The following is a 25,252-nucleotide window of genomic DNA, read 5'->3' on the forward strand; positions in this document are numbered from 1 at the left end:
GCCCGGCCCGGCAGGTCCGGCCCGGCAGGTCCGGCTCAGGCGGCTCGTGCGGTCCAGCTCGACTCGACCGGCCCGGCCCGGCCCGGCGGGGCCAGGGTCGGTCGGTTCAGCTCGGGCGCGCCACCCTGCTCACGTCGGCTCGACCGCACCCCGGACGATCAGCCCCGGACCCCTCGCAGCGCCATCGAGACGGCCGCGTCCGCGACCACCTCGGAGCGTTCCGCGACGCCCAGCTCGATCCGCCGCACCGCCGCGTCGACAACCCCCTGTACCAGCATCGCCGCCAGCCGGGGCTCCCGGTGCCCCAAGTCCGCGAGCGCCTCGACGACCATGGACACCAGTCCGCCGTGCGCGGCCCGGATCTTCTCCCGCGCCCCGTCGTCGAGCTCGCCGGCCGAGATGGCCACCACGGCACGGTGGCGCCGGTCTCCCACCAGCTCCAGCTGCTTGCGGACATAGGCCTCGATCTTGGCCTCGGCGCCGTCCGCTCCGGCCATCGCCGCCTCGACGTCCGCCGCCCACACGGGGAAGTCGACCGCGCACAGCTCCTCCACCACGGCGGCCCGTGACCGGAAGTACTCGTAGACGGAAGACCGCGCGAGTCCCGTCCGCTCGGCGAGGGCGGGGAAGGTCAGCGCCTCCGTACCGCCCTCGGACAACAGGGACCGAGCCGCGTCCAGCAGGGCGGCTCGCTGCATCGACCGGTGCTCGGCCACGGAGGCCGCTCGAATCCTTGGCACGTCGACCACTCTACGGATCCGTCCCCGGCTGCGGGAGTCGCCCGGTCGGCCGGGCGTCAGCGGCCGAAACTCGCCAGCTTCGCGCGCAGCTGCAGCACGGACTTGGTGTGGATCTGGCTGACCCTGCTCTCGGTCACCCCGAGCACGTTGCCGATCTCCGCGAGTGTGAGTCCCTCGTAGTAGTAGAGCGTGACGACGGTCTTCTCCCGGTCGGGGAGCGTATTGATCGCCCTGGCCAGGAAACGTCGCAGCTCGCGGTCCTCGGCCACCTCGACGGGGTTGTCGGCGGCGGGGTCCTCCAGCGTGTCCATGAAGCTGAGTCCGTCCCCGCTCTCACCCCCGACGTGCAACAGCTCCTCCAGCGCCACCACGTTCGCCAGGGACAGCTGGCTGAACACCGCGTGCAGCTCGTCCACCCCGATGCCCAGTTCGCCCGCCACCTCGACCTCGCTCGGGGTGCGCCGCAGCCGCGCCTCCAGCGTGGCGTACGCCCGCTCCACGTTGCGCGCCTTCTGCCGGACCGACCGCGGGATCCAGTCCAGGGCGCGCAGCTCGTCGATCATCGCGCCCCGGATCCGGGTGATCGCGTAGGTCTCGAACTTGATCTCCCGGTCGATGTCGAACTTCTCGATCGCGTCGATCAGCCCGAACACGCCCGAGGAGACGAAGTCGGCCTGCTCCACATTGGGCGGCAGCCCGACACTGACCCGCCCCGCCACGTACTTCACGAGCGGCGAGTAGTGCAGGATCAGTTGTTCCCGCAGCCGCTCGTCCCCTGTCGCCTTGTACGACCGCCACAGCTCGTCGAGCGTGGAGGGAGCGGGCGGCCGCACGCTGCCACCGTCGCGGGCGGCTGGGGGGATCGCCGCCCGGTCGGACCCGGAGGTGTGCTGGGGCATTCGTCGCCTTGTGCCGTTCTGCCGTGAAGTACGAGAGGTAGGGGTGCCTGGGGTCGGTCTGTGCCGGAATCCTCGTGAGCGTAGCGTGACTGGACTGTCGCGGTGTGCGAAGAGATGGACGGAGCCCATGCGCAGATACGTTCCGCCAGGCGTCCTCACGGGGGTCCGGGGAAATCCGCGCGACCGTCCGGAGGCGTCAACTGGGGGAATTCCCAAGGGGGTCCGCGTTCCCCCGGACGGCCGAACCGGACGGGTCAGCACTGACGCCGGTCCATCCTGACGGAGAGCACCGCCTGGCGTGTCAACTTCCAGCCGTCGCCGTGACGTTCGACGTAGCCCAGTGCGCGCAGCTCGTACAGTCTCGCGACGGCCTCGTCCTCGACGGTCTGCGCGCCGCGCGCGATCTCGTCGACGGCGGCGGCCCGGCGGGCGGGCAGCGCGGCCAGGACCCGGCGGGCGCCGGGGGCCAGCAGGTCGCGCGGGAGGACGGGCCCGCGCCGCTCGGGGGCCAGCTCGCCCATGTCCCCGACGAGTTCGACCACTTCTGCGGCGTCGTTCACGAGCACCGCCTCGCCGCGCAGAAGCTCGTGCACGCCGGCGGAGAGGGCGCTGGTGGCCGGGCCCGGCACCCCCATCGTGTGCCGGCCGAGGCGCTGCGCCGCCCGCGCGGTGACGAGGGAGCCGCTGCGGTGGGCCGCCTCCACGACGACGGTTCCCCTGGTCAGAGCGGCGATGACCCGGTTGCGCAGGATGAACCGGCTCGGCGTCGGGTGGTCGCCCGGCGGCAACTCGCCGACGACCAGGCCCTGGTCCGCGATCCGGTTGATCAGTTGAGTGTGGCCGCGCGGGTAGGGCCGGTCGACTCCGCAGGCGAGGACGGCGACGGTGGCGCCTCCGGCGCCGAGTGCTCCGCGGTGGGCGGCGCCGTCGACGCCGTAGGCTCCGCCGGAGACGACGACCCAGCCGCGCTCGGCGAGTCCGGCGGACAGGGTGGCGGCCATGTGGGCGCCGTACTCGGTGCAGGCCCGTGCTCCCACCACGGCGACCGACCGCAGTGTCCACATCCGCAGGCTGGGCCTGCCCCGGATCCACAGTCCGAGCGGCCGGGCGTCGCCGAGGTCGTCCAATGTTCCCGGCCACTCCACGTCGCCCGGGACGACGAACCGCACCCCCGCCGCCGCGGCGACCGCCAGATCCCGCTCCGGCTCGGCCCGCTCGGCCCGGGCACGCAGCCCGGCCCAGCGGTTCTCACTCAACCCGGGCGGCGCGGCCCCGCCGCCCCGCAGTCTGCGCACGACCTCCGTGGCCCCCGCCTCCCGCACCCACCGCCCTCCCACCTCGTCCCCCGGCTCGATCACCCGTCCGAGGAAGATCCGCGCCCACCGCTCGCCGCCCGGTCCGCCGCCGCTCACAGCAGGGCTCCGATGGCCATGGGCACCCCGCGGGGCACTCCGGTGCGCAGGTGCAGCGCCAGGGCGACGTCCGTGGCGTCGGGCCGGTCGTGTCCGACCAGGTCGGCGATGGTCCAGGCGACGCGCAGCACCCGGTCGAGCCCCCGGACGGTGAGCACGCCCCGCTCCAGGCTCCGCTCGGCCTCGTCCATGGCGCCGCCTGCCGCGTGCCACCGGCTGCGCAGTTCCCGTCCCGGGACCTCGCTGTTGGTACGCCACGGGGTGCCGGCCAGCCGTCGCGCGGCCCGCTCGCGGGCGGCCAGCACCCGGGCGGCCACGGTCGCCGTGGACTCCCCTCCGGCGCCCCGGTGGGCGAGTTCGGACCGGCTGACCGGTTCCACCTCCACGCGCAGGTCCACCCGGTCGAGCAGGGGCCCGGACAGCCGCGCCTGATAGCGACGGATCGCGGAGGGCGGGCACTCGCAGAGGGTGTCGCGCTGCGAGAAGCGGCCGCACGGGCAGGGATTGGCCGCCAGGGCCATCAGGAAGCGGGCGGGGAAGCGCACCACCCCGGCGCTGCGGGCGATCACCACGTGGCCCGCCTCCAGCGGCTGCCGGAGCGCGTCCAGGGTCTGTCCGCTGAACTCGGGCGCCTCGTCCAGGAAGAGCACCCCGCGGTGAGCCAGGGACACGGCCCCCGGCCGGGCGACGCCCGGGCCGCCGCCGACGAGCGCCTGCATGGTGGCCGAGTGGTGCGGGGCGCAGTAGGGCGCAGCGCCGATCAGCGGTTTGCCCGGCGGCAGCAGGCCGGCCACCGAGTGCACCGCCGTGACTTCCAGCGAGTCCTCCCTGGTCAGTGGGGGCAGCACGGTCGGCAGGCGTTCCGCGAGCATGGTCTTGCCGGCGCCGGGCGGGCCTTCCAGGAAGAGGTGGTGGCCGCCCGCCGCGGACACCTCGACCGCTGTCCGCGCCGGGATCTGGCCCACGACGTCCGCCAGGTCGTGTCCCGGGTCCTGGTGGGCGGCGCGGGCGCTGTGCAGCCCGGTGGCCGCGCCGGTGCCGGGGACTCGCAGGCCGGTCAGCAGCGGGTCGGGGCGGCCGTTGTCGTCGGGCTCCTCCTCGGGTACGGGTTCGTCGGCGAGCACCGCGATCAGCTGGCGCAGACTGCGCACGCCGAGCACGGACACCCCCGGTACGAGCGAGGCCTCGGCGGCGGCGCACTCGGGGACGACGACCTGTTCGTACCCGGCGTCGGCCGCGGCCAGCACCGCGGGCAGGATGCCCCGCACCGGGCGCACCCGGCCGTCGAGGCCCAGCTCACCGATCATCACGATGTCGGCGAGCACCCGCGGGTCGATCCGCTCGGCGGCGCCCAGCACGGCGCAGGCCACGGCGAGGTCGAACCCCGAGCCGGCCTTGGGCACGGAGGCGGGGCTGAGTCCGACGGTGAGCTTCTTCTGCGGCCACTCGCCGCCCGAGTTGACCACGGCGGCCCGGACCCGGTCCCGGCTCTCCGTCAGGCTCTTGTCGGGGAGGCCGACGAGGGTGAAGGCGGCGACGCCGGGTTCGAGGTCGGCCTGGACCTCGACGACGACGCCCTCGACGCCGACCAGCGTGACCGAGCAGGTACGCGCGAAGCCCATGTCAGGCCACCCCCCGCGCATGTTCGACGAGCGGGGCGCCCCGCTCGGGCAGGACGACGCCGACGAGGTCGATGCGGACGCCGCCCGGTGGCGCTCCTCCGTGGGTGTGCAGCCATTTCTCGGCGAGGCTCCGCAACCGCCGGGCCTTCTCGGGCGTGACCGCGGCCATCGGATGCTCGTATCCGCCGCCCCGGCGGGTCTTCACCTCGCAGATGACCAGCACGTCGCCGTCCCGGGCGACGATGTCGATCTCCCCGTCGCGGCCACAGCGCCAGTTGCGCTGCAGCACGCTCATCCCGGCGTCGGCCAGCCGCCGCGCGGCCAGTTCCTCGCCATACCTGCCGAGTGCCCTGCGGGCCAGGTCCGTGTGCATGTCGGCACCACCTCCGGCACCGACGATCACCCGGATCCGGCCCGGGAGTGGATCTTGGTGGACAAGTCGGTGGGTGTGGAAAACTCCGTCACCCGTCCGAGTGTCTACCGCCCGCCACTCACCCGCCCGGCAGCTCCAGGTCGCTCTTGTTCAGCTCTTCGATGTTCACGTCCTTGAACGTGAGGACCCGCACCTGCTTCACGAACCGAGCCGGTCGGTACATGTCCCAGACCCACGCGTCCGCCATGGACACCTCGAAGAACACCTCACCCTGGACCGAGTGGACCTGCATCTCGTAGTCATTGGTGAGATAGAAGCGCCGCTCGGTCTCGATCACGTACTTGAACAGACCGACGACATCGCGGTACTCCCGATAGAGCTTCAGCTCCATCTCGGTCTCGTACTTCTCGAGGTCCTCGGCGCTCATGGCATGTTCCCCTTCAGCCGTGCGATCCCCCCATTGTGCGCCAGTCCTGGGCGCCCCTAGACGATTTCCGTGTCCAGGGTCACGGGCCTGGCCGGGGGACCGTCGTCGAGCAGGCCGCGCAACAGCTCGGCGAGTCTGGTCGGATACACCGTCTCATGCGACCCGGTCAGTTCCGCACAGGTCCACCACCTCGCCCCCGCCACGCTGCGCCGCTCCAGTTCGGTGAGCGCCGCGGCGCGGGTCGCCGTCGTCGTGGTACGGGCCAGGTAGTACCACTCGTCCTGGTCCCAGCGGCGGCCCGCGAACGGGAACGAGCAGCGGCGCCGCCACAGCACCGGGCCCAGTTCGACCTCGGTGATACCCGTCTCCTCCGCGAGTTCCCTCAGTGCGGCCTCTTCACGACTCTCCGTGCCCTCCAGGCCGCCGCCGGGGGTGAACCACCAGTCGTCGGTCGGATCGTCCGGTTCGTGGCCGTGCAGCAGCAGGATGCGGTCCTCGGGGTCCAGCAGCACCACCCGGGCCACCTTGCGCAACCCGTCACCGAGCCCGTCAGGCCCTACGTCACCGCGCTCCACGTGTGCGGTCTCAGCATCCCCGGGCTCCGCGGACACCGTCTCAGCGTCGCCGCGCTCCGCGTACACGGTCTCAGCCGCGACGGGCTCCACCGGGGCAGTCACTGCCCCTTCCGGCGGGACCCGCCGTCCTCTTTCGCCGGCCGCCCCGTCCAGCGGCGCCCGTCGCTCCCCGTTCCAGGCCGGCTCGTCCGTCCGCGTCGCACCGGCCGCTCCGGGCCCCTCCGCCGGCTCAGCGCGCACCGGCAGGCTCCGTCCGTCCGCGCCGGGACAGCAGCTTGGCGACCGGGCCGTACGCGCCGCCGCCCAGCACCAGCACGGCGCCGGCGACGATCAGCGCGACGATGGTGCGCAGGGGGCCGGGCGAGGACAGCGCGCCGAGTGCCTCGAACCCGGTCGGCCGCTTGAGCATGCCGTCCATGGGCCAGACCACGGCGTCCACCCGGGCGGTGACCGCGCCGCGCGCGACCGTGCCGCTGGCCGCGTCGGTGATGTGCGCGGTGGAGTCCAGGGAGCCGGCACGCTCGTCGCCGAGGAGGAAGAGCCGGCCCTCGGGGACGGTGACGGTCGGAAAACCGGTGAGCTCGGCCCGGCTGCCCGGGGTCAGATAAGGTTCGTCGATCTTCTTGCCGTTGACGGTCAGCTTGCCGTCGGTGCAGCAGGCGACCGTGTCCCCACCGACGGCGACGACCCGCTTGACGACCGGCGCGTTGGAGACCCAGTTCTCGTCGGTGAAGACGACGACGTCGCCGCGGCGGACCTCGTCACCGTCCACCCGCTCGGCGAGGACCCGCTCCCCCGCCTTGATGGTGGGGGTCATGGAGTTGGTGGGCACGGTGTACGGCCGGTAGACCAGGGCCGCCCATGCGAACCCGCCGAGGAACAGCACCAGGCCCAGTGCCACCGCCAGCCCGGACAGCCGTTGTCCGGTCCGGCTGCCCACCAGGTCGTTGCCGCCGCCGCGCGGAGCCGTCCGTGTCCCGCTCTGACCACCCATGGGTCCGCACCCTACCCGGCAGTACCGAACGGGGGCAGCCCCCGTCCCGGCGCCTCGGTCACAAGCTTGGGGAAGGGTTTACCCGGGGGGCCGTCGGCTCAGCGTGTCTCGGCCGGCGCCGGGCGCCTGCGCCGCCACAGGACCAGCGGTACCGCACCGAGGAGTGCCAGGCTCTGCGGCGCCACGGTCAGCGCGGCGGACGGCGCGGCCGAGGTACCGAAGTTCTGGTCGAAGGTGTCCGGCACCGGGAGCGTGCCCCAGCGGTTGATCGGCCAGGCCTTCACGATGGCGCGCCCGACGACCTCGTCGACGGGGACCATGCCGTGGTGCCGGTCGGCCTGGTTGTAGCGGGAGTCCCGGGAGTTCTGGCGGTGGTCGCCCATGACCCAGATGTAGCCCTCGGGGATGGTCACCTTGAACTGGCCGCCGGTGTCGTCGACCGTGCAGGGGGTGTTGCCCGGGTAGACGTAAGACTCCTCGTCGAGGGGCTTGCCGTTGACCTTCACCGGGCCGGTGCCCTTGCACTCGACGGTGTCGCCGCCGACGCCGATGACCCGTTTGATCAGGTCCTTCTCCTCCGCCGACGGCATCAGGCCGATCCAGCTGAGGGCGGTCTGGAAGGCGTTCGGCGTCGGCGGTTCCTCACCGGCAAGCCAGTTGTCCGGGTCGTGGAAGACGACGACCTCGCCCCGCTCTGGCTCGGAGCCGAACCACGGGGTCAGCTTGTCGACGAGGACGCGGTCGCCCTCCAGCAGCGTGTCGTTCATCGAGGCCGACGGGATCGAGAACGCCTGCACCAGGAATGTCTTGATCAGGAGCGCCAGGACCAGCGCGATGCCGATCAGGATCGGCAGCTCCTTCCAGAAGGAGCGCGGCTTCTTCGCCTGGGGCGCCGAGTCCCCGGGGCCCTGTCCGCCGGGTCCGGCCGAGGCGCCCGCCGTGGGCTCGTCCTCGGGGGCCCCGGGCTCACTCCCGGAGGTCACTGTGTCGTCCGCGGCCGGATCGGCCGCTTCCACGGGGTGTCCGCGGTGCTCCTCGCCGTCGTGTCCGGATCGTGCGCCAACCGCCACATCCCCCACGCCAACTCCTAACTCTGTGCCGCTGCCTGCCCCGGATGCGACGCAGGCCCACCACTCCCATAACGAGCGGGAGTTCCGCAGGGGTCGGGAGGTGGATCGTTCCGTTCGGGTCGTGGTCAACCCTAAGCGACCGCCCGGGGGTGGTCGGGGCAGCGACGGCGGCCGAGTCGGCCACGGCGGAAAAGGTTTGCGGTTCCTTGAGACTGTTCCAGTGGCCCATGGGCCACGCGATGACCATGGCACGGCCCACCACCTGGTCGAGGGAGACCGTGCCGCCGTCCTCGTCCTGGTGGCTGCGGGAGTCCGCGGAGTTGTCCCGGTGGTCGCCCATGACCCACAGCCGTCCCTCGGGGACGGTGATGTCGAAGGGGGTCTCGGAGGGAGCGCTGCCCGGGTAGAGGTAATCCCCCTCGTTCAGGGGAACGCCGTTGACGGTGATTCGCCCTTGCGTGTCACAGCACTTGACATGGTCGCCCCCCACGCCGACGACCCGCTTGATGAGATCCTTCTCGTCGTCGGACGGCAGCAGGCCGATGAAGGTCAGGGCCTGCTTGACCTGCTTGATGACGACCGGGTCGTCCTTCTTCGCGGTGGTCTGCTCGTCCTTGAGCCAGCCGCCGGGGTCCTTGAACACGACGACGTCCCCACGCTCGGGCTCGGAGCCGAACCACGGGGTGAACTTGTCGACCAGGACCCGGTCGCCGATCTGGATGGTCTGCTCCATGGAGCCCGACGGGATCACGAAGGCCTGGACGAGGAAGGTCTTCAGGACCAGCGCTATGAGAACCGCGACGCCGACCAGGAGCGGAATCTCCCTGATGGCGGAGCGCCTGCGCTTGCGCTTCACCTTGCGCTGCAGTTTGCGCCGCTCCGCGCGGGTGCGTCCGCTCGACGGGGCGGCGGCGCGCCGCGTGCCGGTGGGCAGGAGGTTGTCCGCGGGGCTGCCGGCGCCTCCTCGGGGCTTGCCGCGGCTACCCATGCGCACCGCCGGCGACGGGCACGCGCGCGTAGGCGCTCGGCCGGTGGAGTCGGGTGAGGTGGCCGAACGGCCAGACGATCCAGTCGACGCGCCCGATCACGTCGTCCACGGGGACCATGCCGCCGCCGGGCGAGCCGAGGTGGTCGCGGGAGTCCCTGGACGCGCCGCGGTGGTCCCCGAGGAGGAACAGGGTGCCCTCGGGCACGGCCACGTCGAAGGGCACGCCGGACGGGCTGTCACCCGGGTACAGGAAGGTCGACTCGTCGACCGACCGGCCGTTCACCTGGATCCTCCCCTCCTGGTCGCAGCAGACCACGTGGTCTCCCCCGACCCCCACGACGCGTTTGACGTAGTCACCGTCACCGAAATACCCCGTGCCGTCGAACACGACGACATCGCCGCGTCGTGGCTCGGCACCGAAACGGTACGCCAACTTGTTTACGAGAACGCGGTCGCCGATCCTCAATGCGTTCTCCATGGACCCGCTGGGGATCTGGAAGGGCTGCACCACGAAGGTGGCCAGGAGCAGCAGGAAGACCAGGCAGCTCAGCAGGGTGAGGCTGATCCGGCCGCCGGGGATGAGATCCGCGATCCGCGCCGCCAACGACGAGCGCGACCGCTCCTCCGTACCCTCACCAGGGCGGGAGGAGCGGTCGCGCTCGCTCGGCTGTGCTTCGGTGTCCATCGAGGCCAGATGCTATCCGGCCCGCCTGTGACGCCGGGGAGGCGCTCAGTTCTCGCGCTTCTCCTTGATCTTCGCGGCCTTGCCGCGCAGCTCGCGCAGGTAGTACAGCTTGGCGCGACGGACGTCACCCTTGGTGACGAGCTCGATCTTCTCGACGATCGGGGTGTGCACCGGGAAGGTGCGCTCGACGCCGACGGAGAACGAGACCTTGCGGACCGTGAAGGTCTCGCGGACACCGGCGCCCTGGCGACGGATCACCACGCCCTTGAACTGCTGCACACGAGAGCGGTTGCCCTCGATGACGCGGACGTGGACGTTGACGGTGTCACCCGGGCGGAAGGCCGGGATGTCGCTGCGCAGCGACGCGGAGTCGACGGAGTCGAGCAGGTGAGACATTTCGTCTGCTTTCTTCGCCGATGCCACAGGTCATCAGCGGTAGCTAGGTGTGTGCACGAAGCAGTGTGCGGTCGGGGCGGGCGTCGTGTCCCCCTGTGGCAGGGGCGCACGCCGGACGGCGCACAGCAGCGGCCTATTCTTCCACGCCGTCGACCCTGCGCCAAAATCGGCCCTGGGCTTCGCCTGCGGGGTCCGGTGCCCAGCCGAGGATGGAGAGCATCTCGCGGTCCTTCTTGTCGAAGGCCTTGGGGTCGCAGCGCTCGATGAGGTCGGGACGGTGGCTGGTGGTGCGTCGCAGCGCCTCGTCGCGGCGCCAGCGGGCGATCCTGCCGTGGTGGCCGCTGAGCAGCACCTCGGGGATCTCCCGGCCGCGCCACTGGGGCGGTTTGGTGTAGACGGGGCCTTCCAGGAGGTTGGCCATGGCGCCGGGCGCGAAGGAGTCGTCGCGGTGGGACTCGGCGTTGCCGAGGACGCCGGGCAGCAGCCGGGCCACGGCCTCGGTGATCACCAGGACGGCCGCCTCGCCGCCGGCCAGGACGTAGTCCCCGATGGACACCTCGTAGACGGGCATGCGGGTGGCGTACTCGTCGATGACGCGCCGGTCGATGCCCTCGTAGCGGGCGGGGGTGAAGACCAGCCAGTCCCGCCCGGACAGCTCGACGGCGAGTTCCTGGGTGAAGGGGCGGCCGCTGGGCGTGGGGACGATCAGGGCCGGACCGTGGGAGCCGGTCTCGTAGCCGTCGGCGAGAACCGAGTCGAGGGCGTCGCCCCAGGGCCCGGTCATCATCACCATGCCGGGGCCGCCGCCGTACGGCGTGTCGTCGACGGTGTTGTGCCGGTCGTGGGTCCAGGAGCGCAGGTCGTGCACGTGGACGTCGAGCTGTCCACGCGCGCGTGCCTTGCCGACCAGGGAGACGTTCAGCGGCTCCAGGTACTCCGGGAAGATGGTGACGACGTCGAGCCGCATCAGGACTCCTCGTCCCGGGAGGAGGCGATCTCCGCGCGGTCGTCGATCAGCCCGGGCGGCGGCGAGACGACCGCCTTCTGCTCGGCCAGGTCGATCTCTGTGACGATCTGCTCGACGAAGGGGATCATGACCTCGCTGCCGTCGGGCCGTTCGACGATGAACAGGTCCTGGGAGGGCAGGTGGGAGATCTCGGTGATCCGGCCGATCTCGGTGCCGTCCTCGGTGACGACGTCCAGGTCGATCAGCTGGTGGTCGTAGTACTCGTCCTCCTCCTCGGGCAGCTCGTCCGGGTCGACCTCGGCGATCAGGAGAGTGTTGCGCAGCGCCTCGGCGGCGGTGCGGCCGGCGACGCCTTCGAACCGCAGCAGGAGGCGGCCGCTGTGGACCCGCCCGGCGGCGATGGTGAGCGGCCCCACGGCGGCGGGGTCGGTGGCGAGGACGGCGCCGGGCGCCAGCCGGAGTTCCGGCTCGTCGGTGCGGACCTCCACGGTGACCTCGCCCTTGATGCCGTGGGCACGGCCGATCCGGGCGACTACGAGCTGCACGAGTCCCAATCTCCTGTCATACGACTACGGGCCGGGGAGGCCCAACGGCCCTCCCCGGCCCGAGCCGGCGCTGTTGCTGTTTGAAGCGTCAGCGAACGTGGTCCACGTCGACGAGGTCGACCCGGACACCGCGTCCGCCGATGGCGCCCACGACGGTGCGCAGAGCGCGTGCGGTGCGGCCGTTACGGCCGATCACCTTGCCGAGGTCGTCGGGGTGGACCCGGACCTCCAGCACACGCCCGCGACGCAGGTTGCGCGAGGCGACCTGCACATCGTCAGGGTTGTCGACGATGCCCTTCACGAGGTGCTCAAGCGCCTCTTCGAGCATGCTCAGGCCTCGGTCGACTCGGACGCAGCCGCGGCCTCGTCCTTCTTCTCAGCCTTCTTCTTCTGGGTGATCGCCTCACCCTTGCCCTCGTCGTCGCCGCCCAGGGCCTCGAACGACGGGCGCGCCTTCTTGGGCTCGGCGGTCAGCAGCGGCGCCGGGGCGGGCTCGCCCTTGAACTTCTGCCAGTCGCCGGTCTTCTTCAGGATGGCGAGCACGGGCTCGGTCGGCTGGGCGCCGACGGAGAGCCAGTACGCCACGCGGTCGGCGTCGACCTCCATGACGGACGGGTTGTACGTCGGGTGGTACTTGCCGATCTCCTCGATCGCACGGCCGTCACGGCGGGTGCGGGAGTCGGCGACGACGATGCGGTAGTGAGGCGAACGGATCTTGCCCAGACGCTTCAGCTTGATCTTGACTGCCACGGGAGTGGGTTCTCCTGGATTTGACGTGGTTGGGCACGGCGAGATTGCCGCGTGGGGTTGCGGTACCCGAGTGCCCGACGGACGCGTCAGCCGGAGGAGAGAGGGGTCCTGTGCGGCTGTCGAGTACAGCTAGCCATTGTGCCATACCCCGCGGACCGCTTCCGGCCGAGGGTCCGCGGAACGGCCCTGCGAGGACAGGGGAAGGGCCGCGGACGGCCGGTGAGGGACCGAAGGACGGGAGAGGGCCGGAAGGCCGCGTCGGGCACGACTGAGGGGGGTGCCGCGCCGTGGGGAGGCGACGGCACCCCGGGTCGTCCGGCCGCACCGGCAGCCACGAGATGCCGGTACATCCGACGCGCGTCTAGGCCGCGCCGACCACCTCGGGGATGCGGAACGGCTTGCCGCACCCGCCGCACACGATCGGCGCCTGGGCGAGCACCGACGGGACGACCCGTACGTTGCGTCCGCAGTCGCAGACCGCCTTGACCCGTACGCCGCCACCGGAGGAGCCGTGGCGGGCGGCCGGGCCCCGGAAGGAGCGCGTGGTGTCGGCGGAGGTGGCCGCCATGTGGGCCTTCAGGGCCCGCTGGAGGCGCTCGATGGTCGGCCGGTAGCGCCGCTTGGCCTCGGGACTGAGCGTGACCAGGGAGAAGCCGCTGCTGGGGTGCGGCTCCTCGGGGTGGTCCAAGCCCAGTTCCTCGGCGATGGCGAGAAATCTGCGGTTGTGGTATCGGCCGGCACGGGAGGTGTCACGCACGCCGCGCGCGGCGGCGATGCCATGGACCGCCTCATGGAGCAGTCGCTCGAAGGAGAGCTCGTGACCGCACGCGGACGACGACTCCCCGATCAGGGATTCGGGCGCGGCAAGGTCCGGCAGTTCGGGGTGGTGCCGCTGAATGTCGGCCCACGCCTGTGCCAGCTCTGCGGCGAGAACAGGTGGTGTCTGTGTCGTGCTCACGTAATGACAACGAGCGGGGGTGCCGCTGTGTTCCTATTCCGGGGCATCCCAAATAATTTGCACGTACCCGTCAGTTGCCACTGATGCCCCCCGACGAGGGCGGGTGCGCTGATCTGCGGAGAAGCCACGCAGCTCATCCCAAGCTGGTGCGTAGACACCCGTACGTACCGGCGCGTACGCAGTCTCCTCGCGCCGGGGTGCGAAGGCGTGGGTGGGGCGCAAGGGGAGTTCCGGCCGCTCTCACGCCCCACCCCACGCCTCGTTCAGCGCGCGCCACGCCCGCGACGTTACCCGGTGCGTCCTCGTCCCGGGCACCGACCCGTCCTCCGTGGCCGGAACAATGCCTGGTCCTCCGGCCGGCCGCCCCGGGACGACGGGTGTCCGCGCCATGGCGCGATGGTACGGGCCCGCATTGCCGGAACGTGAATTCCCGCCACGCGCGCCCCCCGCCCGCAAACCGGGCTCCACAACCTCTGGACGCGGTCGCGGGCGGGGAGTTACCTGACATACGGGGGGAGTGCGAGCGCACTGCACGGGGGCCAGGACAGACGGGCACGGTGGAGAACTCTCTCGAACTCTCGGCGGATTGGGGCGCTTATCCATGACACCTACGCTCGTGCGGCAGCACCGGACCCACACGGGAGCGCATCCCCGCGTGGACCGCGATGCACGCGCGCGTGACTGGTCAGAGATCCAGGAGCGCATGCTCGTCCCGCTCTACGAGGCCGTCTACGAACGGCTGGAAGTGGGCCCCGGCACCCGGCTGCTGGGCCTGGGCTGCGGTTCCGGACTCGCGCTGCTGATGGCGGCCGCCCGGGGCGCCACCCTCACCGGCGTCGAAACCACCCACCCGGAGCGGCTCGCCCTCGCCCGGCAGCGACTGCAGGCCGAACCGCCGGGCCCGCACGCGCGCGTGGACGCGCGCCTCCTCGACGGTCCGCCCCAGGACGCCGTCGGCCCGCGCACACCCCCGTACGACCTCGTCACCGCCTTCGACCCCGTCGGCTGCGCCGGCGGGGACCCCGAGCGGCTCGCGGGCCTCCTGAGCGCCGCCCTCCCGCTCGCCGAGCACGGCACGGCCGTCGTCCTCACCGGGTGGGGGCCGCCCGAACGGTGCGCCACTTCGGCCGTGCTGCGGGTGGCCGTCGAGCTGGCCGATCCCCTGCCGGGCGGCACCGGCTCCCGGCACACCAGCCGGCGCGACGACCTGGAGGACATCGCCCGTCGGGCCGGCCTGCGGCCCGACGGCTCCGGCCGGGTCGCCTGCCCCTTCGGCTACGCCGACACGGACAGCGCGGTCCGCGGGCTGCTCTCCACCGGCCTCTTCGACGCGGCCGTCGCCGCCACCGACCCGGCCCAGGTCGACAAGGAACTCACCGAGGCGCTCCACCCCCACCGCCGACCCGACGGCACGGTGTGGATGCCGAACGTCTTCCGCTACCTCATCGCACGCGTGCCCTGACCGGCGACGCGCCCGGCACGCGTCGAGGGCGCCCCTCGGAGAAGGGCGCCCTCGACGGTGTGTACGCGGCTCCCCCGGACGGGAGCCTTCGGCCCGGTCAGCCCATGAACTTCTTGAACTCGTCCGGCAGCTCGAACTCCTGCCCGCCCTGCTGCGGCACCCCGAAGGCGCCCCCGCCCTGAGCGGCGGCCGCGCGCCGGGCGGCCTCCTCCTGCTCCTGCTGCCTGCGCTTCATCGGGTTGCCGGAACGCTGCTTGCCCTTGGCCTTCTTCGGCTGCTTCTTGCTGCGGCCCGGGCCACCGCCCATGCCCGGCATCCCCGGCATGCCGGGCATTCCGCCGCCCTGGGCCATGCGGGACATCATCTTGCGGGCCTCGAAGAACCGCTCGACCAGGTTCTTCACCGCGCTGACCTCGACGCCGGAACCGCGTGCGATACGCGCCCGCCGCGAGCCGTTGATGATCGTCGGGTCCTGGCGCTCCCCCGGCGTCATCGACTTGATGATCGCGGCGGTGCGGTCCACGTCCCGCTCGTCGAGGTTGTTGATCTGGTCCTTGATCTGCCCCATGCCGGGCAGCATCCCGAGGAGCTTCGAGATGGAGCCCATCTTCCTGACCTGCTCCATCTGGGCCAGGAAGTCGTCCAGGGTGAAGTCCTGGCCCTTCTTCGACGCCAGCTTGGAGGCCATCTTGGCGGCCTCTTCCTGGCTGAACGTCTTCTCCGCCTGCTCGATCAGGGTGAGCAGGTCACCCATGTCGAGGATGCGCGAGGCCATCCGGTCGGGGTGGAACGCGTCGAAGTCGTCCAGCTGCTCGCCGTTCGACGCGAACATGATCGGCTCGCCGGTGATCTGCCGGATCGACAGCGCCGCACCACCGCGGGCGTCACCGTCGAGCTTGGACAGCACCACACCGTCGAAGCCGACGCCGTCCCGGAACGCCTCGGCGGTGTTCACGGCGTCCTGGCCGATCATGGCGTCGACGACGAAGAGGATCTCGTCGGGGCTGACCGCGTCGCGGATGTCGGCGGCCTGCTGCATCATCTCGGCGTCGATGCCGAGCCGGCCCGCGGTGTCCACGATCACGATGTCGTGGACCTTGGCCTTCGCGTGGTCGATGGAGTCCTTGGCGACCTGGACCGGGTCACCGACGCCGTTGCCCGGCTGCGGCGCGTACACGGCGACACCGGCGCGCTCGGCGACCACGCTGAGCTGGTTCACGGCGTTCGGGCGCTGCAGGTCACAGGCGACCAGCAGCGGTGAGTGCCCCTGCTCCTTCAGCCACCGGCCCAGCTTGCCCGCGAGGGTGGTCTTACCGGCGCCCTGCAGACCGGCCAGCATGATGACGGTCGGCGGCTGCTTGGCGAAGCGGAGGCGGCGGGTCTCGCCGCCGAGGATCGTGACGAGTTCGTCGTTCACGATCTTCAGTACCTGCTGCGCCGGATTCAGGGCCTTGGAGACCTCGGCCCCGAGCGCGCGCTCCTTGACGTTCTTGATGAACGTGCGGACCACGGGCAGGGCCACGTCCGCTTCGAGGAGCGCGATGCGGATCTCGCGCGCGGTGGCGTCGATGTCCGCCTCGGAGAGCCGTCCTTTGCCGCGCAGGTTCTTGAAAGTCGCTGAGAGGCGATCGGAAAGAGTATCGAACACGGCGCTCGCGGTCCTCGGGGTCGGGGTCGGCTTCGGGAATCGCCCTCCAGGGTATCCCGGAGCGACAGAACCGGGTCACGGTCGTGTCCAACACCTCGCCGACCCGGCCCGTCGCCCCGGTTCACCCGCGCAGCGTCGTCTCCAGCTTCCCCGCCACCGCGGCCGCCTCCTCGCTCGGCAGGGGGGCACCGCCGGCTCCCGTGACGTAGAAGGCGTCGACGGCGTTCGCGCCCAGCGTGCTCACGTGCGCACTCCGCATCCGCACCCCCGCGTCCTCCAGCGCCCGTCCGATGCGGAACAGCAGCCCGGGCGCGTCCTGGGCACGGACCTCGATGACCGTGGCGTGGCGCGAGGCAGCCGGGGCGACGGTCACACGGGCCGGGGGCGCGGTCCAGCCGCGGCGCCGGGGGTAGGCGGCGTCGCGTTCGGCGAGCCGGCCGGCGATGTCCAGGGAGCCGTCCAGCGCGCGCACGAGATCCGCGCGCAGGCGCGCGGCCTGGGGCAGGGAGCCGTACTCCGCCGCCACCCGCCAGTCCAGCAGCAGCACCGAGCCCTCGACGCCGTCGGGCAGCGCCAGGGCGCGCAGCTCGGCCGTGCGGACCGTCAGGCGGTGCATGGCCAGGACTCCCGCCACCGCCGGCAGCACCCCGGGCTGGTCGGGTACAGCGATCAGCAGCTCGACGCCGAGCGGCTCCGGTTCCCCGGTCGCCTCCTCCCCCGGCGGCTCGGTCTGGGCCCGCAGCGCGAGTACCGGCCCGCCGGTGGCGACCGCCTCCAGGGCGAGCCGTTCCTGTTCGGCGGTGGGCGCCGCGGCCTCCGGCTCCTGCGGCGCGTCCCCGGCGAGGACGGCGGCGACCCGCTTGACGAGGTCGGTCACCAGGGAGCCGCGCCAGGAGGACCAGGCCGCGGGGCCGGTGGCCAGCGCGTCGGCCTCGGTGAGGGCGTGCAGCAGTTCCAGGGTGCTCTGCGTGCCGACCGCATCGGCGACCAGCCGCACGGTCGCCGGGTCCTCCAGGTCCCGCCGGGTCGCCGTCTCGATCAGCAGGAGGTGGTGGCGTACGAGCGTCGACAGGACGGCGACGTCGGCGCGGTCGAAGCCGATGCGCGCGGCGACGTCCTTGACGATGATCTCGCCGGCGACGGAGTGGTCGCCCGGCCAGCCTTTGCCGATGTCGTGCAGGAGGGCGGCGACCAGGAGCAGGTCGGGCCGGCTGACCCGGCGGGTGAACTCGGAGGCGCGCACGGCGGTCTCGATGAGGTGGCGGTCGACGGTCCAGACGTGGACGGCGTTGCGCTGCGGGCGGCAGCGGACCCGCTCCCAGTCGGGCAGGAGGCGGGTGACCAGGCCCTCCGCCTCCAGCGCCTCCCAGACCTCGACCGTGGGGCGGCCGGAGCCCAGCAGGGTGACGAGTTGTTCGCGGGCCTCGGCGGGCCAGGGGGCGGGCAGGGGGCGCACGGTGGCCGCCATGCGCCGTACGGCGTGCAGGGAGAGCGGGAGGCCGGCCTGCGCGGCGGCGGCCGCGGCGCGCAGGGGGAGCACGGGGTCGCGTTCGGGGCGCGCGGCACGGGCGAGCACAACCTCGCCGTCCTGCTCCACGACGCCCTCGGCCAGTGGAGAGCGCTCGGCGGTCGGTTTCCCGCCGCCCAGCATGGCGCGCAGCCGGGGCCGCACGGCGCGCGATCTCAGCACGCGCCCCACCTCGCGCCAGGTGACGTCACTGGCGTACGAGATGACCCGCGCGGCCTCGTAGACCTGCCGGAGCAGGGTGTCGGCGTCGAGCAGGCCCAGCTCGGCGGCGACCTGGTCCTGTTCCTGCAGGGCGAGCCGGTCGGTGGCGCGCCCGGTCGCGAGGTGCAGGGCGTCGCGGACGTCGAGCAGCCGGCGCCGGGCGTCGTCGAGGCCTTCGCGGGGGGCGTCGGCGAGCCAGGAGGCGGCGACGGCGCGCAGGGCGGTGGCGTCGCGCAGTCCGCCCCGGGCCTCCTTCAGGTCCGGTTCCAGCAGGTACTGCAGCTCACCCTGGCGTTCGGCGCGTTCGGCGCAGAGCTCCTGGAGCTCGGGCAGGCGCCTGGGGGCCTGGTTGCGCCAGTCGGCGAGGACGGCGGTGCGCAGTCCGGCGGTCAGGCCCAGATCGCCGGCGAGGTGGCGGGCGTCGAGCAGGCCGAGCTGGACCTTGAGGTCCTCCCCGGCGGTCCTGCGGGCCTCGGCGGGGGTGCGCACGGAGTGGTCGAGGGCGAGGCCGAGGTCCCAGACCGGGTACCAGAGGCGGTCGGCGAGGGCGGCGACGGCCTTGGGGTCGCCGCCGTCGTGCAGCAGGAGGAGGTCGAGATCGCTGCGGGGGGACAGTTCGCCGCGGCCGTAGCCGCCGACGGCGACCAGGGAGACGCCGCGCTGGTCCGTCGCGGCCGCGGCGAACAGGCCGCCGAGCCAGTCGTCGGTCAGTGCGGACAGGGCCGAACGGCGCGGCGGCCCGGACCGCGCCCCCTCGGTGAGGAGGCGCAGCCGGGCCGCCGCGTAGCCGCTGGGTCCCGAGTCATCTGCTTCGTTTCGCACGTCCGTACTCGTCACCCAGCGACTCCTGTTCGTTTCTGCGGTCAGAGCGCGTCCGGGCCGCGCTCGCCGGTGCGGACCCGTACGGCCGTCTCGACCGGGAGGGACCAGACCTTGCCGTCACCGATCTTGCCGGTGCGGGCGGCCTTGACGATGACGTCGATCAGCTGCTCGGCGTCGTCGTCCTCGGCCAGCACCTCGATGCGGATCTTGGGGACGAGGTCGACGGTGTACTCGGCACCGCGGTAGACCTCGGTGTGTCCCCTCTGACGACCGTAACCGCTGGCCTCGGTGACCGTCAGGCCGTGGACGCCGAAGGCCTGCAGGGCCTCCTTGATCTCGTCCAGGCGGTGGGGCTTGACGACGGCGGTGATGAGCTTCATGCGTCCACCTTCTTGCTCGCGGCGGCGGTGCCGGCGGGGGCGGGGGCGGCGGAGGCGATGTGGGAGCCGGCGGCGCCGCTGAAGTCGTATGCGGTCTCGGCGTGGGCCGTCTGGTCGAGGCCGGTGACCTCGTCGTCCTCGGAGGCCCGGAAGCCGATCGTCTTCTGGATGACGAGGGCGAGGACGTAGGTGACGACGAAGGTGTAGCCCATGACGGAGAAGGCGCCGATGGCCTGGGAGACGAACTGCTTGCCGCCGCCGACACCGCCGATGGCGAGGAAGCCGACCATCAGGGTGCCGATGACACCGCCGACCAGGTGGACGCCGACGACGTCGAGGGAGTCGTCGTAGCCGAGCTTGTACTTGAGGCTGACGGCCCAGGAGCACAGGACGCCGGCGACGACACCGATGAGCAGGGCGCCGAAGACGTTGACGCTGCCGCCGGAGGGGGTGATCGCGACCAGGCCGGCGACGGCACCGGAGCAGGCGCCCAGGGTGGTGAACGCGCCGTGGCGGATGCGCTCGTAGGCGAGCCAGCCGAGCATGGCGGCGCCCGTGGCGACCTGGGTGTTGATGGCCATGGTGGCGGTGATGCCGTCGACGCCGAGTTCCGAGCCGGCGTTGAAGCCGAACCAGCCGAACCACAGCAGGGCGGTGCCGAGCAGGACCAGCGGGAGGCTGTGCGGTCGCATCGGGTCCTTCTTGAAGCCGATGCGCTTGCCGACGACGAGGACGGCGGCGAGTCCGGCGATGCCGGCGTTGATGTGGACGGCGGTACCACCCGCGAAGTCGATCACGGCGGGGTCGAGCTGGGCGAGCCAGCCGCCGCCCCAGACCCAGTGCGCGACGGGGAAGTAGACCACGGTGACCCAGACGCCGATGAAGACCATCCAGGCGCCGAACTTGATGCGGTCGGCGAGGGCGCCGCTGATCAGGGCCGCCGTGATGACGGCGAAGAGCATCTGGAAGAGCGAGAAGGCGAAGGTGGAGATCTGGTGCGCCTTGCCGTTCGCGTCGGTGACGAAGCTGTCCACCACGCTGTCGGCGTTGACGCCCTTCAGCCCGATCATGTCCAGGTTGCCGATGAAGCCGCCGGTGTCACCGCTGAAGGCGAGCGAGTGCCCGTACAGCACCCACAGCACGCTGACGATGCCGAGGGAGATGAAGGACATCATCAGCATGTTGAGGACGCTCTTGGAGCGCACCATGCCGCCGTAGAAAAGGGCCAGCCCAGGCGTCATCACCATGACGAGCGCTGCACTGATCAATACGAATCCGGTATCTGTGCCGTTCAATGCCGGTATCTCCTCGTCGTGAGTACGGCCCCGTGCGGGCGAAGCCTGAGCGGAGTGAGGGGGTGGGCCGGTTATGCGCCAAGAGATTGACGCAGCGCGGTTTCGGTGGAAGCCCCTGGTTGTTTCGCACGGGTGACGAAGGCGCCCGGTGTGTTACGCGTCGGTGAAGTGGGAGATGCCGGGCCGCGGGATCGTTATCGTGGCGCAACCTTCCCGCGCATTCGGGAAGTGGCCCGGTCGCGGGCAGGGAAAACCGGCCGCGGCGGCCTTCCGATGACCTGGCATGGGGGGAGCCGAGTCGGGCAGTTCGGGAGGGCCGGCCGCGGCCGGTGTATGGGGGGGCGCCGCGGCTCAGACCGCTTCGGCGGTCTCGGGCAGCTCGACGGCGAGGGTGTCGGTGAGGTCGACGATCTCGGCGAGGGCGCCGAAGTCGCGGACCGCGGTGTCGACGGTCTTGCGGATACGGGTGTTCACCCGCTCGGAGCGGACCTTCTTGGCGGCATGCATGGCCTGGGTGGCGTACTGGGCGCCCTGTTCGGGGTCGCGGCGCAGCAGGTGGACGGTGGCCATGCCGATGAGGTTGAGGGCGTAGGAGCGCTGGTAGTCGCCGCCTTCCGCGGCGAAGAGCTGCACGGCCTTCTGCATGAGGGGTTCGGCGAGGGAGGCGTAGGTGGGGCTGCGGCCCGCCACGTAGGCGAGGTCGCGGTAGGAGTGGGAGTTCTCGCCGTACAGCTCGGCCTCGTTGAAGAAGCGGATCCAGTCGGGCTCGGGCTCGTCCCAGTCGTCGGCGTCGGCGAAGGTGTCCTCGGCCATCCGCACGGCCCGCTTGCAGCGTCCGGGCTGACCCATGTTGGCGTAGGCGCGGGCCTCCATCGCATACAGCATGGACTGGGTGCGGGGGCTGGCGCAGTCGCGGCTGCCGTACTGGGCGAGGTGGATGAGTTCCAGGGCGTCCTCGGGCCGGCCGAGGTGGATCATCTGACGGCTCATGTTGGACAGGACGTACGAGCCGAGCGGCCGGTCGCCGGCCTCCTTGGCGGCGTGCAGGGCGAGGACGAAGTACTTCTGCGCGGTGGGCTGCAGCCCGATGTCGTACGACATCCAGCCGGCCAGTTCGGCCAGTTCGGCGGCCACCTTGAAGAGCTTCTTCGCGGTGGCCTCGGGGTGGGGTTCCTGGAGGAGGTCGGTGACCTCGTGCAGCTGGCCGACGACCGCCTTGCGGCGCAGGCCGCCGCCGCACTGGGCGTCCCACTGCCGGAACATCACGGTGGTGGATTCCAGCAGGTCCAGTTCGGGCTTGGAGAGGCGGCCGCGCGCCCGGCTGTTCGGCAGTGGCCGGTCGGGGTCCTGGCGGGGGGCGGGCGGGCTGGGGACCAGCCAGCGCTGCATCGGTTCGATGAGGGTCGGGCCCGCGGACAGCGCCAGCGAGCTCCCGAGGAAGCCGCGCCGCGCCAGCATCAGGTCGCTGCGCGAGAACTCGCTGAGCAGGGCCACTGTCTGCGGGCCCGTCCAGGGCAGGTCGACGCCGGTCGCGGAGGGTGCCTGCCGCGCGGTGCGCAGACCGAGGTCCTCGACGGAGACCACACAGCCGAACCGCTCGGAGAACAGTTCGGACAGGATCCGCGGAATGGGTTCGCGGGGGTTCTCGCCGTCCAGCCAGCGGCGGACTCGCGAGGTGTCGGTGGAGATGTGGTTGGCGCCCAGCTGGCGGGCGCGGCGGTTGACCTGGCGGGCCAGTTCGCCCTTGGACCAGCCGCTGCGTACGAACCACGACGTGAGGAGTTCGTTGGGGCGCTTGTCCGCGCTCGCAGCGTTCGTCCCGCCACCGTCGTTGCCGCTCACTGGAACGCCCCCATCCCTGAGACCGCCCGGCGCCGTGCCGGGCCTTTGAGTGGGCCAACCCTTATCAGAATGCCGGTGGGCGCTGCCGTTCGTCCGCCGGTTCTCACCCTTCGAACGGGGTGTCGACTTGCCTCCGGCATACCCACACGTGCATGTGCCTTGCGGCTTCGTGCACCCAAAGTAGTCCTACGATCACGGGCTCAGCCATGTGGATCCCGGAAACGCCACCATTCGCCACCCCTTCGAATGAACTGACGATGGCCGATACGCGATTCACTTGACACAGACCGGCCGGGAGTGAGCGGAGCGAAGCACCCAGGGGCGCACATCGCCCGGCACACCACCCTGCACGCTCCAAGGCGCTGGTCATACGGGGGTGCCTCGGGAGGCATGAGTACAGGCATAAGTACAGAGCGTCACGTTCCGCGTCCGCTACGTAACCACCGGTGCGTCGGACCCGTTGGAGGGGGCATGGGCTTCACGATCGGCGGCATTCGCGAGATCCGCTCCGGCGCGCGCAGGCGCGGCCGTCCGTCCGAGTGCACGGCCGTCGCGGAGTGCACCGCGCTGTGGGGCTGGGAGGTGGTGCCCGGCGCCCGTGCCTCGGGCGGCGCGTGTTCCTGCGGTCGCCGCGACTGCCGTGCGCCGGGCGCGCACCCGCTGGACTTCGCGCCGCAGTTGCCGGCCGGCGCCACGCTGGACGAGGTGACCAAGGTCTGGGGTGGGTTTCCGGGGGCGTCGGCGATGCTGCCCGTGGGGCGCGCCTTCGACGTGATCGAGGTCGCCGAGCCGGCCGGCCGGCGGGCGCTGGCCCGGCTGGAGCGGATGGGGCTGCCGACGGGTCCGGTCGCGGTGACGCCCGAGGGGCGGGCCCAGTTCTTCGTCGCACCGGGTGCCGCGGCCGAGCTGCCCGCGCTGCTCTACCGCATGGGCTGGGACGATCCGGCCGCACTCGACCTGCGCGGTCTCGGGCCGGGTACGTTCGTCACCGCGCCGCCCTCCGACCGGGCCGGCCTCGGCCCGGTGCGCTGGCTGCGGGAGCCGGAGCTGGACACCGCGGCCCGGCCACCGGCGGCCCGGCTGCTGCTGGGCACGCTGGCGTACGTGGCGCACCGGTCGCGGGCCTGACGGGCGGTCGGCCCTTCCGAAGCCCCGAAGCGAAGCGCCCGCTCCCCGACTGCACCTCGGAGGGCGGGCGCTTCTCGCGGTCCCCGGCCGGCGGGACCGTCGCCGACGCGACCCTGCACGGCTTCTCGCGGCTGGTCGGCGTCACTCCCCGATAAGGGCGTCAACGAACGCCTCCGGCTCGAACGGCGCGAGGTCGTCCGCGCCCTCGCCGAGCCCGATCAACTTGACCGGGACGCCCAGCTCACGCTGGACCGCGACGACGATGCCGCCCTTGGCGGTACCGTCCAGCTTGGTCAGCACGATGCCGGTGATGTCCACGACCTCGGCGAAGACCCGGGCCTGGACGAGGCCGTTCTGGCCGGTGGTGGCGTCGAGGACGAGGAGCACCTCGTCGAGCGGGGCGTGCTTCTCGACGACGCGCTTGACCTTGCCGAGTTCGTCCATGAGGCCGGTCTTGGTGTGCAGACGGCCGGCGGTGTCGATGAGGACCACGTCGACCCCCATCTCCTTGCCCTCCTTCACCGCGTCGAAGGCGACGGAGGCGGGGTCACCGGCCTCCGGACCGCGCACGGTGTAGGCGCCCACCCGCTCGCCCCAGGTCTGCAGCTGGTCGGCGGCGGCGGCGCGGAAGGTGTCGGCGGCGCCGAGGACGACGGTGCGGCCGTCGGCGACGAGGACCCGGGCGAGCTTGCCGGTGGTGGTGGTCTTGCCGGTGCCGTTGACGCCGACGACCATCACGATGCCGGGCTTGCGGTCGGCGGGCTCGGTCTTCACGGTGCGGTCGACGTCGGTGCCGACCAGCTTGAGCAGTTCGTCGCGCAGCAGTCCGCGCAGTTCCTGGGGCGTGCGGGTGCCGAGCACCTTGACGCGCTCGCGCAGGCCCTCGACCAGCTCCTGGGTGGGCTGGACGCCGACGTCGGCGGTGAGCAGCGTGTCCTCGATCTCCTCCCAGGTGTCGTCGTCGAGGTGCTCGCGCGACAGGAGGGTGAGCAGGCCCTTGCCCAGGGCGTTCTGGGAGCGGGACAGCCGGGCGCGCAGGCGGACCAGTCGGCCGGCGGTGGGCTCCGGGATCTCGATCGCGGGCGCCTCGACGAGGTCGGCGGGTGGTTCCTCGACCTCGGTCGGCGCGGTGCCGCCCGGGAGGTCCACCTCCTCGATCGTGCGGCGCGGTTCGTCGCGCGGTGTCTCGGCCTCTTCGCCGACGTGCGGCTCGGCCGGGGGCGCGGTGATGTCGGGGGCGGCCGGGGGCGGCGGCGGCAGCGGCTTCCGGCGCCGTGTGCCGACGATGAGCCCGCCGATCACGCCGAGCACGACCACGGCGATGATGACAGCAAGGATGACGGTTTCCATAACGGGTCCAGTATCCATCCCCCACCCCGAGGGGCCCGTCGGACGCCACGGCCGGGCGGCGGGCGGCGAGGGCGGGGAGCGGCGGGCCCAGCCGACGAGTCCGGGCCCGGGCGAGCGGCCCGCACCGGGAAGGGCGGCCGCGCCGGCCACGTCGCCGGGGCGGGCGCGATGCCCGGCGAGCCGTTCACGGCACGG

General features: G+C 72.0%; 25 protein-coding genes. 2 read left to right on the plus strand and 23 right to left on the minus strand.

Annotated elements, in window-relative coordinates; translation table 11 throughout:
* Positions 1-158: 158 nt before the first annotated feature.
* From AC3ET3_RS20295 to AC3ET3_RS20375, 17 genes are all read right to left on the minus strand, one after another.
* Positions 159-716, minus strand: a complete 558-nt coding sequence (locus AC3ET3_RS20295) for a TetR/AcrR family transcriptional regulator (RefSeq protein ID WP_432137994.1) — start codon at positions 714-716, stop codon at positions 159-161.
* A gap of 80 nt (positions 717-796) precedes the next feature.
* Positions 797-1,639, minus strand: coding sequence for an RNA polymerase sigma factor WhiG (gene whiG, locus AC3ET3_RS20300; RefSeq protein WP_432137922.1), 843 nt, complete (start codon positions 1,637-1,639; stop codon positions 797-799).
* A gap of 254 nt (positions 1,640-1,893) precedes the next feature.
* The gene (gene dprA / locus AC3ET3_RS20305; RefSeq protein WP_435612609.1) at positions 1,894-3,051 is read right to left on the minus strand and encodes a DNA-processing protein DprA; all 1,158 of its coding nucleotides are present in this window, start codon (positions 3,049-3,051) and stop codon (positions 1,894-1,896) included.
* Positions 3,048-4,673: a YifB family Mg chelatase-like AAA ATPase gene (locus AC3ET3_RS20310; protein WP_435612610.1), complete on the minus strand. Its 1,626-nt coding sequence runs from the start codon at positions 4,671-4,673 to the stop codon at positions 3,048-3,050. Before AC3ET3_RS20310 ends, dprA begins: the two co-directional genes overlap by 4 nt.
* Before the next feature lies 1 nt (position 4,674).
* Entirely contained in the window at positions 4,675-5,076 is a 402-nt protein-coding gene (locus AC3ET3_RS20315; RefSeq protein ID WP_432138889.1) for a YraN family protein, read from the minus strand.
* An 88-nt stretch (positions 5,077-5,164) separates the two neighbouring features.
* On the minus strand, positions 5,165-5,473 hold the full coding sequence (locus AC3ET3_RS20320; protein WP_003965949.1) for a DUF2469 domain-containing protein: 309 nt from the start codon (positions 5,471-5,473) through the stop codon (positions 5,165-5,167).
* 56 nt (positions 5,474-5,529) lie between these two features.
* Complete coding sequence (locus tag AC3ET3_RS20325) at positions 5,530-6,048, minus strand: NUDIX hydrolase (protein ID WP_432138942.1); 519 nt, start codon at positions 6,046-6,048, stop codon at positions 5,530-5,532.
* A gap of 229 nt (positions 6,049-6,277) precedes the next feature.
* A complete protein-coding gene (lepB, locus tag AC3ET3_RS20330; RefSeq protein ID WP_432138890.1) occupies positions 6,278-7,042 on the minus strand; it encodes a signal peptidase I in 765 nt (254 codons plus the stop codon).
* Positions 7,043-7,140: 98 nt separating this feature from the next.
* Positions 7,141-8,121: a signal peptidase I gene (gene lepB / locus AC3ET3_RS20335; protein WP_432138891.1), complete on the minus strand. Its 981-nt coding sequence runs from the start codon at positions 8,119-8,121 to the stop codon at positions 7,141-7,143.
* The gene (lepB, locus tag AC3ET3_RS20340; protein ID WP_432138892.1) at positions 8,009-9,100 is read right to left on the minus strand and encodes a signal peptidase I; all 1,092 of its coding nucleotides are present in this window, start codon (positions 9,098-9,100) and stop codon (positions 8,009-8,011) included. Before lepB (AC3ET3_RS20340) ends, lepB (AC3ET3_RS20335) begins: the two co-directional genes overlap by 113 nt.
* Positions 9,093-9,785, minus strand: coding sequence for a signal peptidase I (gene lepB, locus AC3ET3_RS20345; protein ID WP_432138893.1), 693 nt, complete (start codon positions 9,783-9,785; stop codon positions 9,093-9,095). Before lepB (AC3ET3_RS20345) ends, lepB (AC3ET3_RS20340) begins: the two co-directional genes overlap by 8 nt.
* Before the next feature lie 45 nt (positions 9,786-9,830).
* Positions 9,831-10,181 (minus strand): 50S ribosomal protein L19, encoded by a 351-nt coding sequence (rplS, locus tag AC3ET3_RS20350; RefSeq protein WP_037886451.1) that lies wholly within the window; start codon positions 10,179-10,181, stop codon positions 9,831-9,833.
* Positions 10,182-10,314: 133 nt separating this feature from the next.
* Positions 10,315-11,148 carry a tRNA (guanosine(37)-N1)-methyltransferase TrmD gene (gene trmD, locus AC3ET3_RS20355; protein ID WP_432138894.1) on the minus strand — a complete coding sequence of 278 codons (834 nt, stop codon included), beginning with the start codon at positions 11,146-11,148 and terminating at the stop codon, positions 10,315-10,317.
* Positions 11,148-11,693 carry a ribosome maturation factor RimM gene (rimM, locus tag AC3ET3_RS20360; protein WP_432138895.1) on the minus strand — a complete coding sequence of 182 codons (546 nt, stop codon included), beginning with the start codon at positions 11,691-11,693 and terminating at the stop codon, positions 11,148-11,150. Before rimM ends, trmD begins: the two co-directional genes overlap by 1 nt.
* An 88-nt stretch (positions 11,694-11,781) precedes the next feature.
* Positions 11,782-12,021: an RNA-binding protein gene (locus AC3ET3_RS20365; RefSeq protein WP_003973401.1), complete on the minus strand. Its 240-nt coding sequence runs from the start codon at positions 12,019-12,021 to the stop codon at positions 11,782-11,784.
* Between the two features lie 2 nt (positions 12,022-12,023).
* A complete protein-coding gene (gene rpsP / locus AC3ET3_RS20370; RefSeq protein WP_432138896.1) occupies positions 12,024-12,443 on the minus strand; it encodes a 30S ribosomal protein S16 in 420 nt (139 codons plus the stop codon).
* A 361-nt stretch (positions 12,444-12,804) separates the two neighbouring features.
* Complete coding sequence (locus AC3ET3_RS20375; RefSeq protein WP_432138897.1) at positions 12,805-13,401, minus strand: hypothetical protein; 597 nt, start codon at positions 13,399-13,401, stop codon at positions 12,805-12,807.
* Between the two features lie 601 nt (positions 13,402-14,002).
* On the opposite strand from AC3ET3_RS20375, the gene AC3ET3_RS20380 reads away from it, so the two are divergent.
* The gene (locus AC3ET3_RS20380; RefSeq protein WP_435612611.1) at positions 14,003-14,863 is read left to right on the plus strand and encodes an SAM-dependent methyltransferase; all 861 of its coding nucleotides are present in this window, start codon (positions 14,003-14,005) and stop codon (positions 14,861-14,863) included.
* A gap of 97 nt (positions 14,864-14,960) precedes the next feature.
* Here the strand turns inward: AC3ET3_RS20380 and ffh are convergent, their stop codons facing one another.
* From ffh to nsdA, 5 genes are all read right to left on the minus strand, one after another.
* Entirely contained in the window at positions 14,961-16,511 is a 1,551-nt protein-coding gene (gene ffh, locus AC3ET3_RS20385) for a signal recognition particle protein (protein WP_435612612.1), read from the minus strand.
* A gap of 121 nt (positions 16,512-16,632) precedes the next feature.
* A complete protein-coding gene (locus AC3ET3_RS20390) occupies positions 16,633-19,077 on the minus strand; it encodes a [protein-PII] uridylyltransferase (RefSeq protein ID WP_435612613.1) in 2,445 nt (814 codons plus the stop codon).
* A gap of 26 nt (positions 19,078-19,103) precedes the next feature.
* Complete coding sequence (locus AC3ET3_RS20395; protein WP_003997576.1) at positions 19,104-19,442, minus strand: P-II family nitrogen regulator; 339 nt, start codon at positions 19,440-19,442, stop codon at positions 19,104-19,106.
* On the minus strand, positions 19,439-20,737 hold the full coding sequence (locus AC3ET3_RS20400) for an ammonium transporter (protein WP_432138901.1): 1,299 nt from the start codon (positions 20,735-20,737) through the stop codon (positions 19,439-19,441). The genes AC3ET3_RS20395 and AC3ET3_RS20400 overlap by 4 nt, the downstream gene beginning before the upstream one ends.
* A 351-nt stretch (positions 20,738-21,088) precedes the next feature.
* Entirely contained in the window at positions 21,089-22,579 is a 1,491-nt protein-coding gene (gene nsdA / locus AC3ET3_RS20405; RefSeq protein WP_432138902.1) for a transcriptional repressor NsdA, read from the minus strand.
* Between the two features lie 471 nt (positions 22,580-23,050).
* Between nsdA and AC3ET3_RS20410 the strand changes: the two genes are divergently transcribed.
* Positions 23,051-23,707, plus strand: a complete 657-nt coding sequence (locus AC3ET3_RS20410) for a bifunctional DNA primase/polymerase (RefSeq protein ID WP_435612614.1) — start codon at positions 23,051-23,053, stop codon at positions 23,705-23,707.
* Between the two features lie 141 nt (positions 23,708-23,848).
* Here the strand turns inward: AC3ET3_RS20410 and ftsY are convergent, their stop codons facing one another.
* Entirely contained in the window at positions 23,849-25,057 is a 1,209-nt protein-coding gene (ftsY, locus tag AC3ET3_RS20415) for a signal recognition particle-docking protein FtsY (protein WP_432138904.1), read from the minus strand.
* Positions 25,058-25,252: the final 195 nt, after the last annotated feature.

This window comes from Streptomyces sp. bgisy159, from assembly GCF_057707805.1.

What these genes read in the sequence shown, in the direction of transcription:
- whiG (WP_432137922.1), bottom strand. Translation starts at nt 1,639, where the DNA reads ATGCCCCAGCACACCTCCGGGTCCGACCGGGCGGCGATCCCCCCAGCC.
- AC3ET3_RS20310 (WP_435612610.1), bottom strand. Translation starts at nt 4,673, where the DNA reads ATGGGCTTCGCGCGTACCTGCTCGGTCACGCTGGTCGGCGTCGAGGGC.
- AC3ET3_RS20320 (WP_003965949.1), bottom strand. Translation starts at nt 5,473, where the DNA reads ATGAGCGCCGAGGACCTCGAGAAGTACGAGACCGAGATGGAGCTGAAG.
- lepB (WP_432138890.1), bottom strand. Translation starts at nt 7,042, where the DNA reads ATGGGTGGTCAGAGCGGGACACGGACGGCTCCGCGCGGCGGCGGCAAC.
- lepB (WP_432138892.1), bottom strand. Translation starts at nt 9,100, where the DNA reads ATGGGTAGCCGCGGCAAGCCCCGAGGAGGCGCCGGCAGCCCCGCGGAC.
- lepB (WP_432138893.1), bottom strand. Translation starts at nt 9,785, where the DNA reads ATGGACACCGAAGCACAGCCGAGCGAGCGCGACCGCTCCTCCCGCCCT.
- rplS (WP_037886451.1), bottom strand. Translation starts at nt 10,181, where the DNA reads ATGTCTCACCTGCTCGACTCCGTCGACTCCGCGTCGCTGCGCAGCGAC.
- trmD (WP_432138894.1), bottom strand. Translation starts at nt 11,148, where the DNA reads ATGCGGCTCGACGTCGTCACCATCTTCCCGGAGTACCTGGAGCCGCTG.
- AC3ET3_RS20365 (WP_003973401.1), bottom strand. Translation starts at nt 12,021, where the DNA reads ATGCTCGAAGAGGCGCTTGAGCACCTCGTGAAGGGCATCGTCGACAAC.
- AC3ET3_RS20380 (WP_435612611.1), top strand. Translation starts at nt 14,003, where the DNA reads ATGACACCTACGCTCGTGCGGCAGCACCGGACCCACACGGGAGCGCAT.
- AC3ET3_RS20395 (WP_003997576.1), bottom strand. Translation starts at nt 19,442, where the DNA reads ATGAAGCTCATCACCGCCGTCGTCAAGCCCCACCGCCTGGACGAGATC.
- AC3ET3_RS20410 (WP_435612614.1), top strand. Translation starts at nt 23,051, where the DNA reads ATGGGCTTCACGATCGGCGGCATTCGCGAGATCCGCTCCGGCGCGCGC.
- ftsY (WP_432138904.1), bottom strand. Translation starts at nt 25,057, where the DNA reads ATGGAAACCGTCATCCTTGCTGTCATCATCGCCGTGGTCGTGCTCGGC.